Genomic DNA, 17,530 nt, shown 5'->3' on the forward strand with positions numbered 1-17,530 from the left:
CCAGGACCGAGCGGCCGGGGGACGGGTCCAGGGCGATCGAGGAGAAGGTCGCCGCGAGGATCAGCAGCAGGGGCGTACCGATGATGGTGAGGACCGTGCCGAGCGGTACCGGCTCCTCCCGCGGTGCCACGCCTTGGGCGCGCTGCTCCGCCAGCACCGCGCGCCGCGCCTCCTCGGCCGCCTCGGCCATGTCCTGCGGTACGGCGACGAAGATCCGGCGGCCGATCCAGGCGGCGTACGCCCACGCGGCCAGTACGGCGGGCAGGCCGCAGACGATGCCCATGAGGACGACCCAGCCGAGTTGGACGTGCAGCAGTCCGGCGGCGGCGACCGGGCCGGGGTGCGGGGGCAGGAAGGCGTGGGTCATGGAGAGGCCGGCGAGGAGCGGGAGGCAGTACAGGAGGATCGAGCGGCCCGAGCGCCGGGCTGCCGCGTAGACGATCGGGGCGAGGACGAAGATGCCGACGTCGAAGAAGACGGGAATGCCGAAGAGCAGGCCGGTCAGACCCGTCGCGAGGGGGGCGCGGCGCTCGCCGAACAGGGTGAGCAGGCGCGCGGCCAGGACCTCGGCGCCGCCGCTGACCTCCAGGACCGCGCCGAGCATGGTGCCGAACCCGATGATGATCGCGACATGGCCGAGGATGCCGCCCATGCCGGACTCGATGGTGGAGACGGCGTCGGAGCGCTGCACGGTGCCGAAGAGTTCGGTGACCGACAGGCCGGCCAGCAGGCCCACAGCCACGGAGACGGCGAGCAGCGCGACGAACGGCTGGAGCCGCGCCTTGATGATCAGGAAGAGCAGCAGGGCTATGCCGAGGGCGGCGACCGTGAGGAGGCCGGGGGTGCCGTCGAGGAGGAGCAGCAGGCCTCCGGTGTGCGGAGGCGGAGCGGGGGCGGGGGCGGGGGCGGGGGCGGTCGCGGTCGCGGTCGCGGTCGCGGCGAGCGGGAAGGACATAGGGGGTCCTCTGGGTGAATACATACTGCTTTCGGGCAGGGGGGAGCGCGGCGCGGCATCCGGAGGTGCCGCGCCGGACAGGGCGGTACGGGGAGTGCGGGAGCTTGGCCGGCGGGGTGGTGAGGGGGCGTCAGCCCAGGACGGCCAGCGCGTCGATCTCGATGAGGAGGCCGGCCGGCAGGCCGACGTAGACCGTCGTGCGCGCGGCGGGCGGCTGGGTGAGGCCCTGTTCCGCGAAGTAGGCGTTGTAGATGTCGTTCATCTCGGCGAAGTGGGCCGTGTCGGTGAGGTAGACGCGGATCATCATCACGTCGTCCCAGCCGGCGCCGCCCTCCTCCAGGACCGCCTTGACGTTGGCGAGGGTCTGGAGGGTCTGCTCGCGCAGCGAGGGGCCGGCGGGTGTCGGGGGCTTGCCCTCCTCGGCGGGCAGGAAGCCGACCTGGCCGGCGACCTGGAGGATGTTGCCCTTCTTCACGCCGTGCGAGAACGCCGCGGGCGGGGTGGTGTGGGTCTTCGGGGTGAGGGCGGTCTTGTCGGTCGTCGTACGGTTCATACGGTGGGGTCCTTCACTGGGGTTCTTCCGGAGTACTCGCCGCTGATGGCGTCCGCCGTGCGGCGTACCAGCGGGAGCAGGGTGAGGAGTTCCTCGGCGGTGACGACCACGTTCGGCGCGGACACCGACATGGCGGCGACCACCCGGCCGTCGGCGCCGCGGACGGGGGCGGCGACGCAGTTGATGGACTCCTCGTGGCCGCCGAGGTCGGCGGCCCAGCCCTGTTCGCGCACCGCGGCCAGCTCCTTCAGGAAGGCTTCGGCGTTCGGGGTGGAACGGGGCGTGTAGAGGGGGTAGTCGAGTCGCTCGGCGAGGGCGCGGCGCTCGGGTTCGGGCAGGTCGGCCAGGAGGAGTTTGGCCACGGCGGCGACGGTGATCGCGACGGGCTTGCCGATCCGGGAGTACATGCGGACCGGGTAGCGGCTGTCGACCTTGTCGATGTAGAGGACCTCGTTCTCCTCGTGCACGGCGAGGTGGACGGTGTGTCCGCAGTGTTCGTTGAGCCGTACGAGGTGGGGGTGGGCGATCTCGCGGATGTCCAGGTTCTCCATCGCCTCCTGGGCGAGGGCGAAGAGGCGGGCGCCGAGGCGGTAGCGCTGGTCGGACTGGCGGTAGACCAGTCCGTGTTCGTTCAGGGTGCGCAGCAGCCGGAGGGCCGTGGACTTGTGGACGCCGAGACGGTCGGCGACCCGGCCGAGGTCGGCGGGGCCCTCGGCGAGCAGCGGCAGGATGCTCAGGGCGCGGTCGACGGTCTGACTCATGGGGTGTTCGCCTCCTCGGGGGCCTGCTCGGCCTGCGTCCAGCCGGGGCCGAGTCGAAGTCTCCCCCATGCGTCGTCGTCGAGGGCGGCGAGGCGGTCGGCGTGGTCGCGGGCGGGGGGCGGGGCGAGGTCCGCGGGGCTGGTGAGGGCGGCGGCGGCGAAGAGGTGGCCGTGGCGCAGCCGGGTCCTCAGGGGGAGCCCGCGCAGGGTCGCCGACAGGAAGCCGGCGGCGAAGGCGTCCCCGGCGCCGGTGTGGGAGACGACGTCCACCCGGGGTGCGCGCACGGGTGTCGCGGTGCCGTCGGCGTCCTCCGCCGCGTCGGTGTGCCGGTGGAAGGCGGTCGCTCCTGACCTGCCCTGTTTGACGACGACGAGGGCCGGTTCGGGCAGTGCCCGGACGATGGCGCTTCCTCCGTGCAGTCCCCACGCCTCGCGTGCCTCGTCGGCGCCCACGAACACGATGTCCGCGCGCCGGGCCAGGTCCAGCAGCAGCCGGGGGTCTTCGTCGTCCGTCCACAGTCCGGGCCGGTGGTTGACGTCGAAGGACACCATGGGGCGTCCGGGGGCGGGGGCCGTCAGGGTGTCGAGGAGGGTGCGGCACTCGGCCGACAGGGCGGCCGTGATGCCGGTGAGGTGCAGGACGCGGGCCGCGCGGGCCGCCGCGAGGTCGACGCCGGTCACGGACATCGCGGACGCCGCCGAGCCCGCCCGGTAGTACGCCACCTCGTGTGCGCCGGTCCCGCGGTCGCCGGCGGTGCGGAAGTAGACGCCCGTGGGTCGCGCGGGGTCCCGGCGTACGGCGGTGACGTCGACGCCGTACGCCGCGATCCGCTCCACCAGGTGGTCGCCGAAGCCGTCCGCGCCGACCCGGCCGATCCAGCGGGTGGTGTGTCCGGAGGCGGCCAGGGCGCAGGCCACGTTGGACTCGGCGCCGCCGATGGACCGGTCGAAGGAGGGGACGTCGGCGAGGCGGCCGGGCCGGCCGGGGAGGAAGGCGACCATGGACTCGCCGAGCGTCGCCACGTCCACGACGTCCCACGGGGCGTCCGCGACGTCCCGTGGGCGCGCAACGGCCGGAGCGTAAGCAGCGTCGTTGATGATGGCTCCTGTCGGTACCCGGGTGACCGCTTCATTGACCCGGTGTTCGGCGAGATGCTAGACACCAGTCAGCAGTCCATGCAATGGCTGTTGCACAGGGTGCAACAGTCGAGAGAGGGGCTCCATGAGCACCGAACCGCTCGCCCGCCCGGCCGCGGAACGCCTCGCCGGCCTCGCCGAGGAACGCGTCGACCACCGCTTCAAGGGCCTCCCCCCGGACGCCGACGGCCTCACCGTCGGCGAGCTGGCCGCCCAGCGGCGCAACCTCTTCCGGGACGGCGACGGTTTCACCACCCCCCTGCTCGCGCTGTCCGCCGAGCGGCTGGAGCACAACCTCGCGCTGATGGAGACGTACACCTCCCGGCACGGCCTGGCCTTCGCCCCGCACGGCAAGACCTCCATGGCCCCGCAGCTCTTCCACCGCCAGCTGGCGCACGGCGCCTGGGGGATCACGCTGGCGGTGCCCCACCAGGTGCGGGTCGCCCGGGCGTTCGGCGTCCCGCGGGTGTTCCTCGCCAACGAGCTGGTGGACGCCCCCGCCCTGCGCTGGATCGCCGGCGAGCTGGCCGCCGACCCGGAGTTCCGGTTCGTCTGCTACGTCGACTCCGTGCGCGGGGTGGAGCTGATGGACGCGGCGCTCGCCGGCGCCGTCCGTCCGGTGGACGTGGTGATCGAGCTGGGCGCGGGCGACGGCGCCCGCACCGGGGTGCGCACCGAGGCGGAGGCGCTGGCCGTCGCGGACGCGGTGGCCGCCGCCGGGTCGCTGCGGCTGGTCGGTGTGGCGGGGTACGAGGCACAGGTGGCGGACGCCTCCCCGGAGCGGGTGCGCCAGTGGCTGGAGCGGCTGGTGGCGCTCGCCGTGGCGTGCGACCGGGCCGGGCGCTTCGCGGGGGCGGACGAGATCGTGGTGAGCGCCGGCGGCAGCGAGTGGTTCGACGCCGTCGCCGACGTCTTCGCCGGCCTGCCCGCGCTCTCCCTGCCGGTCCTGAGGCTGCTGCGCTCGGGTGCCTACGTCTCGCACGACGACGTGCACTACAGCAGGCTGACCCCGTTCAACCGGGTGCCCGAGGAAGGCGCGCTGGAGCCGGCGTTCCGGCTGTGGGCACAGGTGGTGTCCCGGCCGTCGCCGGCGGAGGCCTTCGTCAACGCGGGCAAGCGGGACGCCGCCTACGACCTCGACCGTCCGGTGGCGCACGTGGTACGCCGGGACGGCGGCGAGCGTCCGGCGACGGGCATCGAGGTGACCGCCCTGTCCGACCAGCACCTGTGGCTGCGCATCGGGCCGGACGCCGACGTCGAGGTCGGCGACTGGATCGGCTTCGGCCTCTCCCACCCGTGCACGTCCTTCGACAAGTGGCAGCTGATCCCGGTGGCCGAGGCGGACGGCACGGTGGTCGAGTTCATCCGTACGTTCTTCTAGGAGGCCCGTGTGGAGGACCTGGTCATCCGGGACGCCGACGTCGTCGACGGCAGCAGTGGGCCCTCGTACCGCGCCGATGTGGTGGTCGACGGCGGGCGGATCGTCTCCATCGTCAAGGAGGCCGCCGCGGCCGGCTGCCAACGGCCGCGCGCCATGCGGGAGATCGACGCCGAGGGCCTGGTCCTCTCCCCCGGCTTCATCGACATGCACGCCCACTCCGACCTGGCCCTGCTGCGCGACCCCGACCACGGGGCGAAGGCCGCGCAGGGGGTCACGCTGGAGGTCCTGGGACAGGACGGGCTGTCGTACGCGCCGGTGGACGACCGCACGCTGGAGGAGGTGCGCCGGGCGATCACCGGCTGGAACGGGTACGGCGACGACGTCGACTTCGACTGGCGGACGGTCGGCGAGTACCTCGACCGGCTCGACCGCGGGATCGCCGTCAACGCGGCCTACCTCGTCCCGCAGGGCACGGTCCGGGCGCTCGTCGTCGGCTGGGAGGACCGCGAGGCCACCCCCGGGGAGCTGGACCGGATGCGGCGGCTGGTGGCCGAGGGGCTGGAGCAGGGGGCGGTCGGGCTGTCGTCCGGACTGACGTACACGCCCGGCATGTACGCCCGGGACGCCGAACTGACCGCACTGTGCCGGGTGGTGGCGTCCTACGGCGGCTACTACTGCCCGCACCACCGCTCCTACGGCGCCGGCGCCCTGGAGGCCTACGCCGAGATGGTCGCCCTGACCCGGGAGGCGGGCTGCGCGCTGCACCTGGCGCACGCGACGATGAACTTCGGCGTGAACGAGGGGCGGGCGCCCGAGCTGCTCGCGCTGCTCGACCGGGCCCTGGACGCGGGCGCGGACATCACGCTGGACACCTACCCCTACACCCCCGGCTGCACCACCCTCGCCGCGCTGCTGCCGAGCTGGGCCAGCGAGGGCGGCCCCGAAGAGGTCCTGGCCCGGCTCGCCGACCCGGCGACCGCCGAGCGGATCCGGCACGACCTGGAGGTCACCGGCTCCGACGGCTGCCACGGCGTGCCGGTGGAGTGGGAGACGGTGGAGATCTCCGGGGTGACCGATCCGGGCCTGGCCGGTGTCGTCGGGCGTACGGTCCGGGAGGCGGCGGAGCTGGTCGGCGGGACTCCCTGGGCCACGGCCCGCCGGCTGCTGCTCGCGGACCGGCTCGGTACGACGGTGCTGCAGCACGTCGGCCACGAGGAGAACGTCCGCGCGATGATGCGGCACCGGACGCACACCGGCGGTTCCGACGGCATCCTCCAGGGCGCCAAGCCGCATCCGCGGGCGTACGGCACCTTCCCGCACTACCTCGGCCACTACGTGCGGGAGTCGGGGGTGCTGACGCTGGAGGAGTGCGTCGCCCACCTCACCTCGCGGCCCGCGGCGCGGCTGCGGCTGCCGGACCGCGGGCTGGTGCGCGAGGGCCACCGGGCCGACCTGGTGCTGTTCGACCCGCGGACGGTCGCGGCCGGCGCGGATTTCGTCGAGCCGCGCCGGCCGCCGACCGGCATCCCGTACGTGCTGGTCGACGGCCGGTTCGTCATCGAGGACGGCCGGCGGACGGACGCCCTGCCGGGCCGGTCCGTCCGCCGTACACCGCTGTGATGCGCGGTGAACTTACGGCTTGGGCAGGGTGCAGCCCGACGCGCTCAGGTTGAGCTTGTTGCCGGTGGTGAAGCAGGCGGGGATGTTGTAGATCTCCTGGGCGTAGTTGATGCCCTTGCGGACGGTGACGTTGCCGTTCGCGTCGACCTCGCACGGGTTGTTCACCGTGCACCGCTCGCCGTCCTCGTTGCCGGTGTTGTTGACGGCAACGACCTTGCCGGTGGCGGTGTCGACGACCGGGGAGCCGGAGGTGCCGCCGATGGTGTTGCAGGCGGAGGTGTAGCGGACCGAGTCCTTGAAGGTCCAGTCGCCCTCCTTCAGCCGGTACACGAAGCCGTCTATGTTGCAGCTGTAGATGCGCTTCCAGTAACCGGAGACCACCTTGATGGCGGTGCCGGCGACCGGGTGCGTGTCCTGCACGGTGAGCGGGCTGATGCCGTACGAGCTCTTGATCGCCGCGTACGTGGTGGTGGTGCGGTAGATCGTGACGTCCGTGTCCGTCATGGTCGAGTAGACGACCTGGTTGGCGCGCAGGGTGCCGATCCTGCTGCCGGCGGAGTTCAGCAGACCGAAGCTGCGGCTGGAGGACTGGCCGGTGATGACGTCGCCGGGTCCCGGCATGCCGGTCTCCAGGCAGTGGCCGTTGGTCAGCACGAGCGCCGGGTCGGTGTCGGCCGAGTTGGGGAAGCGGATGACCGAGCCGGAACAGTTGCTGAGCGAGACGGTGCCGGCGAAGTCGACGGTCGCCTTGACGGACTTGGCGGTGTGCGGGGCGGTGGTGTGCGGGGCGGCCATCGCCGGGGTCGCGCCCAGCCCGGCCAGGGCCAGGGAGGAGAGCGCGGCGACGAGAGGCTTCTTCATGTGGGGGTCCCCTCTTACGACTTGGGCGACCGGAGGGGTTCCGGCCGCCCGTTGGTTGTCATGCGCATTGTCGACAGCGCGGAGGGGTGGGGACAAGGAGTGGCATCAGGTCATAGGGGTTTCCCTGTGCGGGACGGGGTCACCGCGCCTGCCGCGGCGACTTGACGACGACGGCACCGAACAGCGCGACCCCCTTCACGACGACGCGCGGCGCGCCCGGCCGCTCCGCCCGGGGCGCCCCGCGCCCGCCGAAGACGCCGAACGGGCCGAGCGCGAACCGGGAGGTGGCTGCGCGGCTCACCACCTGCCCCTTCGGGGGCCCGAGTTCGGGCAGCCCGCGCGCCGCGCGCCGCAACTCGCCGGGGGTCCGGGCGTCGCAGGCCCGGGTGAGCCGTCCGTCCAGCTCGCCCAGCGACAGCCGGCCGTCGGCCACGGCGGCCGGCAGCAATGGGCGTTGATTGGCCACCCGGCCGACGGGGCCCCTTCGTCACGCCACGACCGACGCCGCGACCGCCGAACCGCAGCCCGGCTCGCGGCGGCGGGCGCCCCGGTCAGCGAGGCCCCTTCGTCGCACCGCGACCGTGCCCCCGCCCGCGCGGACCGCCGGACGCGGACGGACCGGCCGGCCACACCATAGGCGAAGGCATCGACCCGCCCCGGGGCCGACGCCGTGACCACCGGACCGCCGCGCAACCCGTGGCGGCGGGCGGCCGGGTGGTCGCACCGGGCAGCGGCGCACAAGGGGAAACAGACCGGTCAGCGCGGCCCCTTCGTCGCACCGCGACCGTGCCCCCTACCGCGCGGACCGCCGGACGCGGACGGACCGGCCGGCCACACCGTAGGCGAAGGCATCGACCCGCCCCGGGGCCGACGCCGTGACCACCGCACCGCCGCGCAACCCGTGGCGGCGGGCGGCCGGGTGGTCGCACCGGACAGCGGCGCACAAGGGGAAACAGAGCCGCCGGCGGGCGCCCCGGTCAGCGAGGTCCCTTCGTCGCACCGCGACCGTGCCCCCGCCCGCGCGGACCGCCGGAGGCGGAGGGACCGGCCGGCCACACCGTAGGCGAAGGCATCGACCCGCCCCGGGGCCGACGCCGTGACCGCCGCACCGCCCCGCAACCCGTGGCGGCGGGCGGCAGAGTGGTCGCACCGGGCAGCGGCGTACAGGAGGAAAACAGAGCGGCCGGCGGGCGCCCCGGTCAGCGCGGTCTCTTCGTCGCGCCGTGGCCGTGCCCCCGCCCGCGCGGACCGCTGGACGCGGACGGACCGGCCGACGACACCGTGGGCGTGGGCGTGGGGGAAAGCGTCGGGTCGGCCGGGGCCGAGGTGGTGGCCGCCGGGCTGCCGTCCGGCTCGCGGGGGCCGGCGGTGGCGGTCGTGGGGGCGGGCGGCAGCGCGGTTGCACGGGCCGGTGACGCCGGGGCGGAGCGGACGACGGCGGTGACGGAGGCGCTCGCGGCCGGGCTCGCGGTGCCGGTCTCCGGGTCGCCACCGGGGCTGCTGGGGCCGCCGGCGACGCGACCGCCGTCCGCCGGGCGGGACCCGTCCGGGGAGCCCGAGCCGGCGGCCAGGGCGGCGATCACCGCGACGGTCCCGGCCACGCCGACGGCACCGACGACGACCGCCACCCGGCGCCGGCCGCCCGGGCGCCGCGCGGCGCGCCGGCGGTCGGCGCGCCCCGCGCCGGGCTCGCGCGGGGCGGGGGCGGCGGGCACCGGGGGCAGCTCGCGCGTGGCGTCGTAGGCGTCGTGCCAGCCGTGCGCGGCGGCGGGGTCGGCGTACTCGTCGTACGCGGGGGCCGGAGCCGCCTGCGGGTGGTACACGTTCGGCCGCACCCCGGGCGCGCCGCCCCCGCCGTGCATGCCGTACGCCCCCGCCTCGTACTCCCGTTCCGTGGACATGTCAGCAAATTCTAGGGACGCAAGACACTCCTGAGACAGTCGTCGGCGATATCCGGGCAAATCTCCGTGTCTCACGTGGTGGAAAACACGACCCACGAGGCGTTACCGAGCCGTAAGCTCACGGGCATGCAGGTGATCCAGTCGACCAAGCTCGCCAACGTCTGTTACGAGATCCGGGGCCCGGTTCTCGAGGAGGCCATGCGGCTGGAGGCGGCGGGCCACCGCATCCTCAAGCTCAACACCGGCAACCCGGCCGCGTTCGGCTTCGAGTGCCCCCCGGAGATCCTGGAGGACATCCTCCGCAACGTCTCCACGGCGCACGGCTACGGCGACGCCAAGGGCCTGCTGGCCGCCCGCCGCGCGGTCGTGATGCACAACCAGACCATCGGCATCGAGACGGACGTCGAGCACGTCTTCATCGGCAACGGCGTCTCCGAGCTGATCGTGATGGCGATGCAGGCACTGCTGGACGACGGCGACGAGGTCCTCGTGCCGGCCCCGGACTACCCGCTGTGGACGGCGGCCGTCTCTCTCTCCGGCGGTACGGCGGTGCACTACCGCTGCGACGAGCAGTCCGACTGGATGCCCGACCTCGCCGACATCGAGCGCAAGGTGACCGACCGCACCAAGGCGATCGTCATCATCAACCCGAACAACCCCACGGGCGCGGTCTACGACGAGTCGATGCTGAAGGGGCTGACGGACATCGCCCGCCGGCACAACCTGCTGGTCTGCTCGGACGAGATCTACGACAAGATCCTGTACGACGGCGCCACCCACACCCCGACCGCCGCGATCGCCCCGGACCTGCTCACGCTGACCTTCAACGGCATGTCGAAGGCCTACCGCGTGGCCGGCTACCGCGTCGGCTGGATGTCGATCTCCGGTCCGCGCGCGCACGCCGACTCCTACATCGAGGGCCTGACGATCCTCGCGAACATGCGGCTGTGCGCCAACATGCCGGGGCAGCACGGAGTGGTCGCCGCGCTCAGCGGGCGCCAGACCATCAACGACCTGGTGCTGCCGGGCGGACGGCTGAAGGAGCAGCTGGACACGGCGTACGAGCTGCTGACGCAGATCCCCGGGGTGAGCTGTGTGCGCCCCAAGGGTGCGCTGTACCTGTTCCCGCGGCTCGACCCCGCGGTCTTCAAGGTCAAGGACGACCGGCAGCTGGTCCTCGACCTGCTGCGACAGGAGAAGATCATGGTCGTCCAGGGCACGGGCTTCAACTGGCCGGAGCCGGACCACTTCCGGGTGGTGACGCTGCCGACCGTCGGGGATCTCCGGGACGCGGTGACCCGTATCGGCACCTTCCTGGACGGTTACGCCCAGCGGTAGCCGGCGGACCCGGTCTCCGTGACCCGGCGGACCCGGTTTCCATGACCCGACTCAACTTTAGACGCAATCCAATGTAGGATGGCTTCCTGTCAGCGCACAGGAGGCCATCCCCATGTACGAACCGATCCGCACCAAGTCGGTCCACAGCACGATGGCCGGCACCCCCTCCGGCACCCCCTCCGGCACCCCCTCCGACTTCCCGCACCGCTCGCGCGAGGAGGAGCTGGACATCCAGCTCGCCGGGCACCTCGCGGCCCTGCTCGCGGTCACCGACGAGCTGCGCGCCCTGACCCCGGCCGCCGACCTGGACGCGGCGGCGGAGCGCCTCGCGGCACAGGTGGCCCGGCTGCGCGGCGGACGCACGCCGTTGCGCGCGGCCCCGGCCGCGGCCGGCGACCCCGCCGCCCTGCACCGTCGCGCGCACGCCTTCGCCGGCCGCGCGCTCGTGGTCGCCGCCTCCCGTGCCGACACCTCGGCGGCGATCCTGGCGGCCGAACGCATGGACGCCCACACCAGCGCGCTCCAGCCGCTCACCGCCACCCCCTGACCTCGCCCGCCGGCCCCGCCCACCGACCCCTCCGGGTCCCGCGATCGACCCCGGTCCGCGCGCATCCGCAGCGACGCGCGGACCGGGCGCCACACACACCCCGGCCGTGTCCTGTTCTCAGATGAACAGGAAGAAGAGGATCAGGATCACGATCGCCACCACCAGCCACCACACCCACACATGCCGGTGGCCGGTCTGCGGGCGGTCCTCGGGTCCGCCGCCGCGCGGCCTGTCTTCTTCCAGTTTCGGGTTCTCCGGCCGGTCGCCGGAGTAGAAGTCACCACCGTCCGCCATGACTCGTCCCTCCTCTCTCGCCTCTCGGGCGGGCCCCGGGTACCCAGGGGGCGGACCGGCACACGGCCCGTGACCGCCGGGATCCCCTGTGGTCGTGGAGCAACCCCGAAGGGCCCCGCACGCCGTTGTGCGGGGCCCTTCGGGGTGGTTCCACGGCCGGTCGTGACGATCGCTGGTCAGGGCACATCCTGGCCGGCCGTGGAGTCTTCGGCGGGACGGATCAGCCCAGGCGCTCGACCAGCGCCCGGTACTGGTCCCACAGCTCCTTCGGGGTGTGGTCACCGAAGGTCTCCAGGTGCCCGGGGATCAGGGCGGCCTCCTCGCGCCACACCTCCTTGTCGACCGTGAGCAGGAACTCCAGGTCCGACTCGGAGAGTTCGAGGCCCTTGGTGTCGAGGGCGTCCTTGGCCGGCAGGATGCCGATCGGCGTCTCGACGCCCTCGGCCCTGCCCTCCAGCCGCTCCACGATCCATTTCAGGACGCGGGAGTTCTCGCCGAAGCCCGGCCAGACGAACTTGCCCTCGTCGTTCTTGCGGAACCAGTTGACGTAGTAGATCTTCGGCAGCTTGGACTGGTCCTTGTCCTTGGCGACGTCGACCCAGTGGGCCATGTAGTCGCCCATGTTGTAACCGCAGAACGGCAGCATGGCGAACGGGTCGCGGCGCAGCTCGCCGACCTTGCCCTCGGCCGCCGCGGTCTTCTCGGAGGCCACGTTGGCGCCGAGGAAGACGCCGTGGTTCCAGTCGAAGGACTCGGTGACCAGCGGCACCGCGCTGGCGCGCCGGCCGCCGAAGAGGATCGCCGAGATCGGCACGCCCTTGGGGTCCTCCCACTCGGGCGCGATGATCGGGCACTGCGAGGCCGGCACGGTGAAGCGGGCGTTGGGGTGGGCGGCCGGGGTCGTGGACGCGGGCGTCCAGGCGTTGCCCTTCCAGTCGGTGAGGTGGGCCGGGGGCTGTTCGGTCATGCCCTCCCACCACACGTCGCCGTCGTCGGTGAGCGCGACGTTGGTGAAGACCGCGTTGCCCCACAGGGTCTTCATCGCGTTGGCGTTGGTGTGCTCGCCGGTGCCGGGCGCGACGCCGAAGAAGCCGGCCTCGGGGTTGATCGCGTAGAGGCGGCCGTCCTCGCCGAAGCGCATCCAGGCGATGTCGTCGCCGATGGTCTCCACCGTCCAGCCGGAGATCGTGGGCTCCAGCATGGCGAGGTTGGTCTTGCCGCAGGCGGAGGGGAAGGCGGCGGCGACGTACTTGGACTCGCCCTGCGGCGGGGTCAGCTTCAGGATGAGCATGTGCTCGGCCAGCCAGCCCTCGTCACGGGCCATGACGGAGGCGATGCGCAGGGCGTAGCACTTCTTGCCCAGCAGGGCGTTGCCGCCGTAGCCGGAGCCGTAGGACCAGATCTCGCGGTCCTCGGGGAAGTGCGAGATGTACTTGGTGGAGTTGCACGGCCACGGCACGTCCTCCTGGCCCTCCTCCAGGGGGGCGCCGAGGGTGTGGACGGCCTTGACGAAGAAGCCCTCGTCGCCCAGCTCGTCCAGGACGGCCTGGCCCATGCGCGTCATGGTGCGCATCGACACGGCGACGTACGCGGAGTCCGTGATCTCCACACCCAGCGCGGACAGCGGGGAGCCGAGCGGGCCCATGCAGAAGGGCACGACGTACATCGTGCGGCCCCGCATGGAGCCGCGGAACAGGCCCTTGTCACCGGCGAAGATCTCCCGCATCTCGGCGGGGGCCTTCCAGTGGTTGGTGGGGCCCGCGTCCTCCTCCTTCTCGGAGCAGATGAAGGTCCGGTCCTCGACGCGCGCGACGTCGGTCGGGTCGGAGGCGGCGTAGTAGGAGTGCGGGCGCTTGACCGGGTCGAGCTTCTTGAACGTTCCCTTCGCGACCAGTTCCTCGCACAGTCGCTCGTACTCGGCCTCGGAGCCGTCACACCAGACCACGCTGTCCGGCTGCGTCAGTTCGGCGATCTCGTTGACCCACGAGATCAGTTCCTGGTGCTGGGTGGGGACGCCGGTGGGAGCCGCGATGTCGCGCGCCACGATTGCTCCTAAGAGAGGGATTTTTGTTTGTTCGCCCCGTGGGGGCCGCGACCCGGATGCTTCGTAGCCCGCTCATCCGGTGCCGACCGCACTCATTTGATCATCCGAGTCTAGTGCGCATCTGTCCAGAGGGCATCACAGGTGAGCAGCGTGAGGAATCCCACGATTTCCGCGACTCTTTGCGTCCGCGTTGGGTTCAACTGAAGGAATTTTTGCCACGGGACCCGTGAAGGCGCGGATGACCATGGACCGACGGTCGGCTTACGGCAGTCTCGGTACCATGCCTGGCATGACTGCGTCCGTCCCCGACGCGCCCACGGACCCGCCGGCCGCGGGCCGCGGTCCCGTCGCGCTCTCCCTGCCGCACCCGGTCAAGCCGCGCCTGCGCGGCTGGCTGCACCTCGGCATGTTTCCGGCCGTACTCGTCGCGGGCCTCGTGCTCACCGCCCTCGCCGACTCGTCCAGAGGCCGGATCGCCTGCAGCATCTACGCCCTGACGGCCTGTCTCCTGTTCGGCGTGAGCGCGCTGTACCACCGCGGCAACTGGAGCCCGCGGATGGACGGCGTGCTGCGCCGCCTGGACCACGCCAACATCTTCCTGATCATCGCGGGCACCTACACCCCGCTGACGATGTTGCTCCTGCCCGGGGCCAAGGGCCAGTGGCTGCTGTGGGGTATCTGGGGTGCCGCGGCCGCGGGCATCGTCTTCCGCGTCTTCTGGGTCGGCGCCCCGCGCTGGCTCTACACGCCGTGCTACATCGCGATGGGCTGGGCGGCCGTGTTCTTCCTGCCCGACTTCCTGCGCACCGGCGGCGTCGCCGTCCTGGTCCTGGTGGTCGTCGGCGGGCTGCTCTACAGCGCCGGCGGCGTGATCTACGGCATCAAGCGCCCGAACCCCTCCCCCCGCTGGTTCGGCTTCCACGAGGTCTTCCACTCGCTCACCCTCGCCGCCTTCGTCGTCCACTACGTCGGCATCTCCCTAGTGGCGTACCAGCACGCGTAACCCCCTTCGTCTCCAGGACGGCCACGGCTCACCCGAGTCGTGGCCGTTTTTCGTGCGCCCGGCACCGCCCCCATTGACAGTCACCCCTTTTTGAAAGCTACTGTCAATTCATGGAGACTTTCACTGAAGGGGAAGAGACGCGGCGCGACCCCCGCCGCTGGTGGGCCCTCGGCGCCCTGGTCGCGAGCATGCTGGTGCTCGGCTTCGACACGACGATCCTCAACGTGGCCCTGCCGACCATGGCGCAGCAGCTGGGGGCCACCACCGGACAGCAGCAGTGGATGGCGGACGCGTACGTCGTCGTCTTCGCCGCGCTGATGCTCCCCGCCGGGCTGCTGGGCGACCGGTTCGGGCGCCGCAGGATGCTCGTCGCCGGACTCGGCGTCTTCCTGGCGGGCTCGCTCCTCGGCTCGCTGGCCGGCGGGGTGGACGCCGTGATCGCCGCCCGCGCGGTCATGGGCGTCGGAGCCGCCCTGATCATGCCGCTCGCGCTGTCCGTGCTGCCCTCGCTGTTCGGTTCCGACGAGCGCACCAAGGCGATCGGCCTGATCTCCGCCGCCTCCGCGCTCGGCCTGCCGCTCGGCCCGATCCTCGGCGGCTGGCTGCTCGACCACTTCTGGTGGGGCTCCGTCTTCCTGATCAACCTGCCGATGGCCGCGATCGGCATCGCAGCCTGCGTCTTCCTGCTCCCGGAGACCCGCGACCCGGCCTCCCCGAAGGTCGACGTCCTCTCCACCGCGCTCACCGCGACCGGCCTGGGCGCCCTCATCTACGCGATCATCGAGGCCCCGGAGCGCGGCTGGGGCGACCCCCTGGTGCTCGGCACGTCCGCCGCGTCCGCCGTGCTGCTCACCGGCCTGGTGCTGCGCGAGCGCCGGGCGGCGCGCCCCCTGCTCGACATGGCCCTGCTCGGCCGGCGCGGCTTCCTGCTCAATACGGTCGCCGCGACCCTGGTGATGTTCGTGCTCTCCGGCCTGATGTTCGTACTGCCCCCCTACCTCCAGGCCGTCCTCGGCAACGACGCCTTCGGCACCGGCCTGAGGCTGCTGCCGATGATGGGCGGGCTGCTGGTCGCCGCGCGGGGCGCGCAGCCGGTGGTCGCCCGGTTCGGTGCCCGGTCCGTGGTCAGCGCGGGCCTGGTGGTGCTCGCCTTCGCCGCCCTGCTCGGCAGTCGTACGACGGTGGACTCGGGCTACGGCTTCACCGCGCTGTGGCTGTCGATCACGGGCCTCGGCTTCGGCTTCTGCGTGGTCCCGGCCATGGACGGCGCCCTCGCCGCGCTGCCCGCCGACCGGGCCGGCAGCGGCTCCGGGCTGCTCATGACCCTCCGCCAGGTCGGCGGCGCCATCGGCATCGCGCTGCTCGGCAGCCTCCTCGCCGACGCGTTCCGGGACCGGCTCGACGTCACCGGGCTGCCCGCCGCCGCCGCGCACACCGCCGGGGAGTCCGTCGTCGCCGCGCACCTGGTCGCCGCGAGGGCCGGCTCGGCGCACCTCGCGGCCTCGGCGAACGCCTCGTACGTGCACGGCATGACCCTGGTGCTGCTGGTGTGCGCGGTGGCCTCCCTGGCGGCCGCCCTGCTCGCCGCGCTGCTCCTGCCGAACGCGCCGGCGGTCCGGCGCACGGAAGGGGAGGAGACCCGGCCCGTGGCCCCCACCACGGCCGATGCCGGACAATGACCGGCATGACGGCCGCACGTTCCCCCCTCTCCCCCGCCGACCGCCCCCAGCTGGGGCTGCGGGAACGCAAGAAGATCAAGACCCGCCAGGCGATCCGCGCCGCGACCTACGCGCTGATCAGGGAACAGGGCTACGACGCCACGACGATCGAGCAGATCGCCGACCGGGCCGAGGTGTCGCCGTCGACCGTCTTCCGGTACTTCCCGACCAAGGAGGACATCGTCCTCACGGACGAGTACGACCCCCTGTTGCTGGAGGAGTTGCGCGCCCGGCCCGCGGGGGAGTCGTGGACGGACTCGGTGCGCCACGTGATGCACACCGCCTTCGACGCGATGATGGCGGAGGACCCCGAGGTGGTCCGGCTCCGGGCGCACCTCGCGGTCCAGGTCCCCGCCGTCCGGTCCCGCATGTTCGAGAGCATGTCGGAGACCGGGCGCCTGCTCCGGACGGCCCTCGCCGAGCGCTTCGCCCTGGACCCGGACAGCCTGGAGGTGCGCGTCTTCGCGATGGCCCTCGTCGGCGGCCTCATGGAGGCCAACATGTGCTGGGCGGAGAACGACTTCGAGGACGACCTGCGCGCCATGCTGGACCGCGCCCTCGGCGTGCTGGAGCACGGCCTGCCCACCGGAAAACCCTGAGGCCGCGGCCCGCCCCCATGACATCCTGACCGGGTGAACGGTCCCGAGATCCACGTCGAGTTCGCCCCCGAGCTGGCCCTGTTCGTCCCCCGCGCGCCGCACCGGACGCTGGTCACCGACGGCGTCTCGTCCCTCGGCCACGTCGTCGAGTCCCTCGGGGTGCCGCTCACCGAGGTCGGCGCACTGGTCGTGGACGGCCGCCCGGTCCCGCCCTCGCACGTCCCGGAAGCGGCCGAGCGGGTCGTCGTCCGGCCGGTGGAGCGGCCCCAGCGGGTGCCCGGCGCGCCCCTGCGCTTCCTGCTCGACGTCCACCTCGGCACGCTGGCCCGCCGGCTGCGGCTGCTCGGCGTGGACACGGCGTACGAGTCGACGGACATCGGCGACCCGGCGCTCGCCGCCCGCTCGGCGGCCGAGAAGCGGGTCATGCTCAGCCGCGACCGGGGCCTGCTGCGCCGCCGGGAACTGTGGGCCGGCGCGTTCGTCTACAGCACCCGCCCCGACGACCAGCTCCAGGACGTCCTCGACCGCTTCGCCCCCGAACTGCGCCCCTGGACCCGCTGCACCGCCTGCAACGGCCTGCTGGCGGAGGCCACCAAGGAGCAGGTCGCCGAGCAGCTCAAGGGCGGCACCCAGCGCTCGTACGACGTCTTCGCCCAGTGCACGGCCTGCGGCCGGGCCTACTGGAAGGGCGCGCACCACGACCGGCTGGAAGCGGTCGTGGAGCGGGCGCTGGGCACGCGGACCCGCCGGGGCTGAGTGGGCCGGCCGCGCCGGTTCCTCCCCGCGCAGCGTCGTTCAGGGGGTCGTCAGCTTCTCCCG

Annotated in this window: 17 protein-coding genes; 8 read left to right on the forward strand and 9 right to left on the reverse strand. The window is 72.8% G+C overall.

All coding sequences use genetic code 11. The features are described 5' to 3' along the window. From IE312_RS38635 to IE312_RS03545, 4 genes are all read right to left on the reverse strand, one after another. Positions 1-955: GntP family permease (locus IE312_RS38635; RefSeq protein ID WP_229898981.1), on the reverse strand; the 955-nt coding region annotated here is incomplete at its 3' end. Positions 956-1,085: 130 nt separating this feature from the next. Further along, positions 1,086-1,508, reverse strand: a complete 423-nt coding sequence (locus IE312_RS03535; protein WP_189978277.1) for a RidA family protein — start codon at positions 1,506-1,508, stop codon at positions 1,086-1,088. Then, positions 1,505-2,269, reverse strand: coding sequence for an IclR family transcriptional regulator (locus IE312_RS03540; RefSeq protein ID WP_189978279.1), 765 nt, complete (start codon positions 2,267-2,269; stop codon positions 1,505-1,507). Before IE312_RS03540 ends, IE312_RS03535 begins: the two co-directional genes overlap by 4 nt. Beyond that, complete coding sequence (locus IE312_RS03545; RefSeq protein ID WP_189978281.1) at positions 2,266-3,297, reverse strand: sugar kinase; 1,032 nt, start codon at positions 3,295-3,297, stop codon at positions 2,266-2,268. Before IE312_RS03545 ends, IE312_RS03540 begins: the two co-directional genes overlap by 4 nt. A gap of 193 nt (positions 3,298-3,490) precedes the next feature. Between IE312_RS03545 and IE312_RS03550 the strand changes: the two genes are divergently transcribed. Further along, positions 3,491-4,786: an alanine racemase gene (locus IE312_RS03550; RefSeq protein ID WP_189978283.1), complete on the forward strand. Its 1,296-nt coding sequence runs from the start codon at positions 3,491-3,493 to the stop codon at positions 4,784-4,786. A 9-nt stretch (positions 4,787-4,795) separates the two neighbouring features. Then, complete coding sequence (locus tag IE312_RS03555; protein ID WP_189978285.1) at positions 4,796-6,406, forward strand: N-acyl-D-amino-acid deacylase family protein; 1,611 nt, start codon at positions 4,796-4,798, stop codon at positions 6,404-6,406. A gap of 12 nt (positions 6,407-6,418) precedes the next feature. Here the strand turns inward: IE312_RS03555 and IE312_RS03560 are convergent, their stop codons facing one another. The 3 genes from IE312_RS03560 to IE312_RS03570 form a co-directional block, all read right to left on the reverse strand. After that, positions 6,419-7,267, reverse strand: a complete 849-nt coding sequence (locus IE312_RS03560) for a S1 family peptidase (protein ID WP_189978287.1) — start codon at positions 7,265-7,267, stop codon at positions 6,419-6,421. A gap of 139 nt (positions 7,268-7,406) precedes the next feature. Beyond that, positions 7,407-7,733 carry a DUF1707 SHOCT-like domain-containing protein gene (locus IE312_RS03565; protein ID WP_189978289.1) on the reverse strand — a complete coding sequence of 109 codons (327 nt, stop codon included), beginning with the start codon at positions 7,731-7,733 and terminating at the stop codon, positions 7,407-7,409. Between the two features lie 733 nt (positions 7,734-8,466). Next, entirely contained in the window at positions 8,467-9,168 is a 702-nt protein-coding gene (locus tag IE312_RS03570) for a hypothetical protein (RefSeq protein ID WP_229898982.1), read from the reverse strand. A 126-nt stretch (positions 9,169-9,294) separates the two neighbouring features. On the opposite strand from IE312_RS03570, the gene IE312_RS03575 reads away from it, so the two are divergent. After that, positions 9,295-10,506, forward strand: coding sequence for a pyridoxal phosphate-dependent aminotransferase (locus IE312_RS03575; RefSeq protein ID WP_189978291.1), 1,212 nt, complete (start codon positions 9,295-9,297; stop codon positions 10,504-10,506). A 112-nt stretch (positions 10,507-10,618) separates the two neighbouring features. Next, the gene (locus tag IE312_RS03580; RefSeq protein ID WP_189978293.1) at positions 10,619-11,053 is read left to right on the forward strand and encodes an SCO4983 family protein; all 435 of its coding nucleotides are present in this window, start codon (positions 10,619-10,621) and stop codon (positions 11,051-11,053) included. 117 nt (positions 11,054-11,170) lie between these two features. Here the strand turns inward: IE312_RS03580 and IE312_RS03585 are convergent, their stop codons facing one another. Together IE312_RS03585 and IE312_RS03590 are read right to left on the reverse strand one after the other, a co-directional pair. Continuing rightward, entirely contained in the window at positions 11,171-11,347 is a 177-nt protein-coding gene (locus tag IE312_RS03585; protein ID WP_189978295.1) for a hypothetical protein, read from the reverse strand. A gap of 220 nt (positions 11,348-11,567) precedes the next feature. Beyond that, positions 11,568-13,391 carry a phosphoenolpyruvate carboxykinase (GTP) gene (locus IE312_RS03590; protein ID WP_189978297.1) on the reverse strand — a complete coding sequence of 608 codons (1,824 nt, stop codon included), beginning with the start codon at positions 13,389-13,391 and terminating at the stop codon, positions 11,568-11,570. A 289-nt stretch (positions 13,392-13,680) separates the two neighbouring features. Between IE312_RS03590 and trhA the strand changes: the two genes are divergently transcribed. The 4 genes from trhA to IE312_RS03610 all read left to right on the forward strand — a co-directional run bounded on the left by trhA (position 13,681) and on the right by IE312_RS03610 (position 17,467). Continuing rightward, the gene (gene trhA, locus IE312_RS03595; protein ID WP_189978299.1) at positions 13,681-14,394 is read left to right on the forward strand and encodes a PAQR family membrane homeostasis protein TrhA; all 714 of its coding nucleotides are present in this window, start codon (positions 13,681-13,683) and stop codon (positions 14,392-14,394) included. A 110-nt stretch (positions 14,395-14,504) separates the two neighbouring features. Further along, entirely contained in the window at positions 14,505-16,073 is a 1,569-nt protein-coding gene (locus IE312_RS03600) for an MFS transporter (RefSeq protein ID WP_189978301.1), read from the forward strand. 5 nt (positions 16,074-16,078) lie between these two features. Beyond that, positions 16,079-16,711 (forward strand): TetR/AcrR family transcriptional regulator, encoded by a 633-nt coding sequence (locus tag IE312_RS03605; protein WP_440862343.1) that lies wholly within the window; start codon positions 16,079-16,081, stop codon positions 16,709-16,711. Between the two features lie 33 nt (positions 16,712-16,744). Next, a complete protein-coding gene (locus tag IE312_RS03610; RefSeq protein ID WP_189978305.1) occupies positions 16,745-17,467 on the forward strand; it encodes a Mut7-C RNAse domain-containing protein in 723 nt (240 codons plus the stop codon). The last annotated feature ends 63 nt before the right edge of the window (positions 17,468-17,530 follow it).

The organism is Streptomyces capoamus (assembly GCF_014654935.1).
GTDB lineage: Bacteria > Actinomycetota > Actinomycetes > Streptomycetales > Streptomycetaceae > Streptomyces > Streptomyces capoamus.

Bases quoted from the DNA above. Each gene is read 5' to 3' on its own strand.
- IE312_RS03535 (WP_189978277.1), bottom strand. From the start codon at position 1,508: ATGAACCGTACGACGACCGACAAGACCGCCCTCACCCCGAAGACCCAC.
- IE312_RS03540 (WP_189978279.1), bottom strand. From the start codon at position 2,269: ATGAGTCAGACCGTCGACCGCGCCCTGAGCATCCTGCCGCTGCTCGCC.
- IE312_RS03550 (WP_189978283.1), top strand. From the start codon at position 3,491: ATGAGCACCGAACCGCTCGCCCGCCCGGCCGCGGAACGCCTCGCCGGC.
- IE312_RS03560 (WP_189978287.1), bottom strand. From the start codon at position 7,267: ATGAAGAAGCCTCTCGTCGCCGCGCTCTCCTCCCTGGCCCTGGCCGGG.
- IE312_RS03570 (WP_229898982.1), bottom strand. From the start codon at position 9,168: ATGTCCACGGAACGGGAGTACGAGGCGGGGGCGTACGGCATGCACGGC.
- IE312_RS03575 (WP_189978291.1), top strand. From the start codon at position 9,295: ATGCAGGTGATCCAGTCGACCAAGCTCGCCAACGTCTGTTACGAGATC.
- IE312_RS03580 (WP_189978293.1), top strand. From the start codon at position 10,619: ATGTACGAACCGATCCGCACCAAGTCGGTCCACAGCACGATGGCCGGC.
- IE312_RS03585 (WP_189978295.1), bottom strand. From the start codon at position 11,347: ATGGCGGACGGTGGTGACTTCTACTCCGGCGACCGGCCGGAGAACCCG.
- trhA (WP_189978299.1), top strand. From the start codon at position 13,681: ATGACTGCGTCCGTCCCCGACGCGCCCACGGACCCGCCGGCCGCGGGC.
- IE312_RS03600 (WP_189978301.1), top strand. From the start codon at position 14,505: ATGGAGACTTTCACTGAAGGGGAAGAGACGCGGCGCGACCCCCGCCGC.
- IE312_RS03605 (WP_440862343.1), top strand. From the start codon at position 16,079: ATGACGGCCGCACGTTCCCCCCTCTCCCCCGCCGACCGCCCCCAGCTG.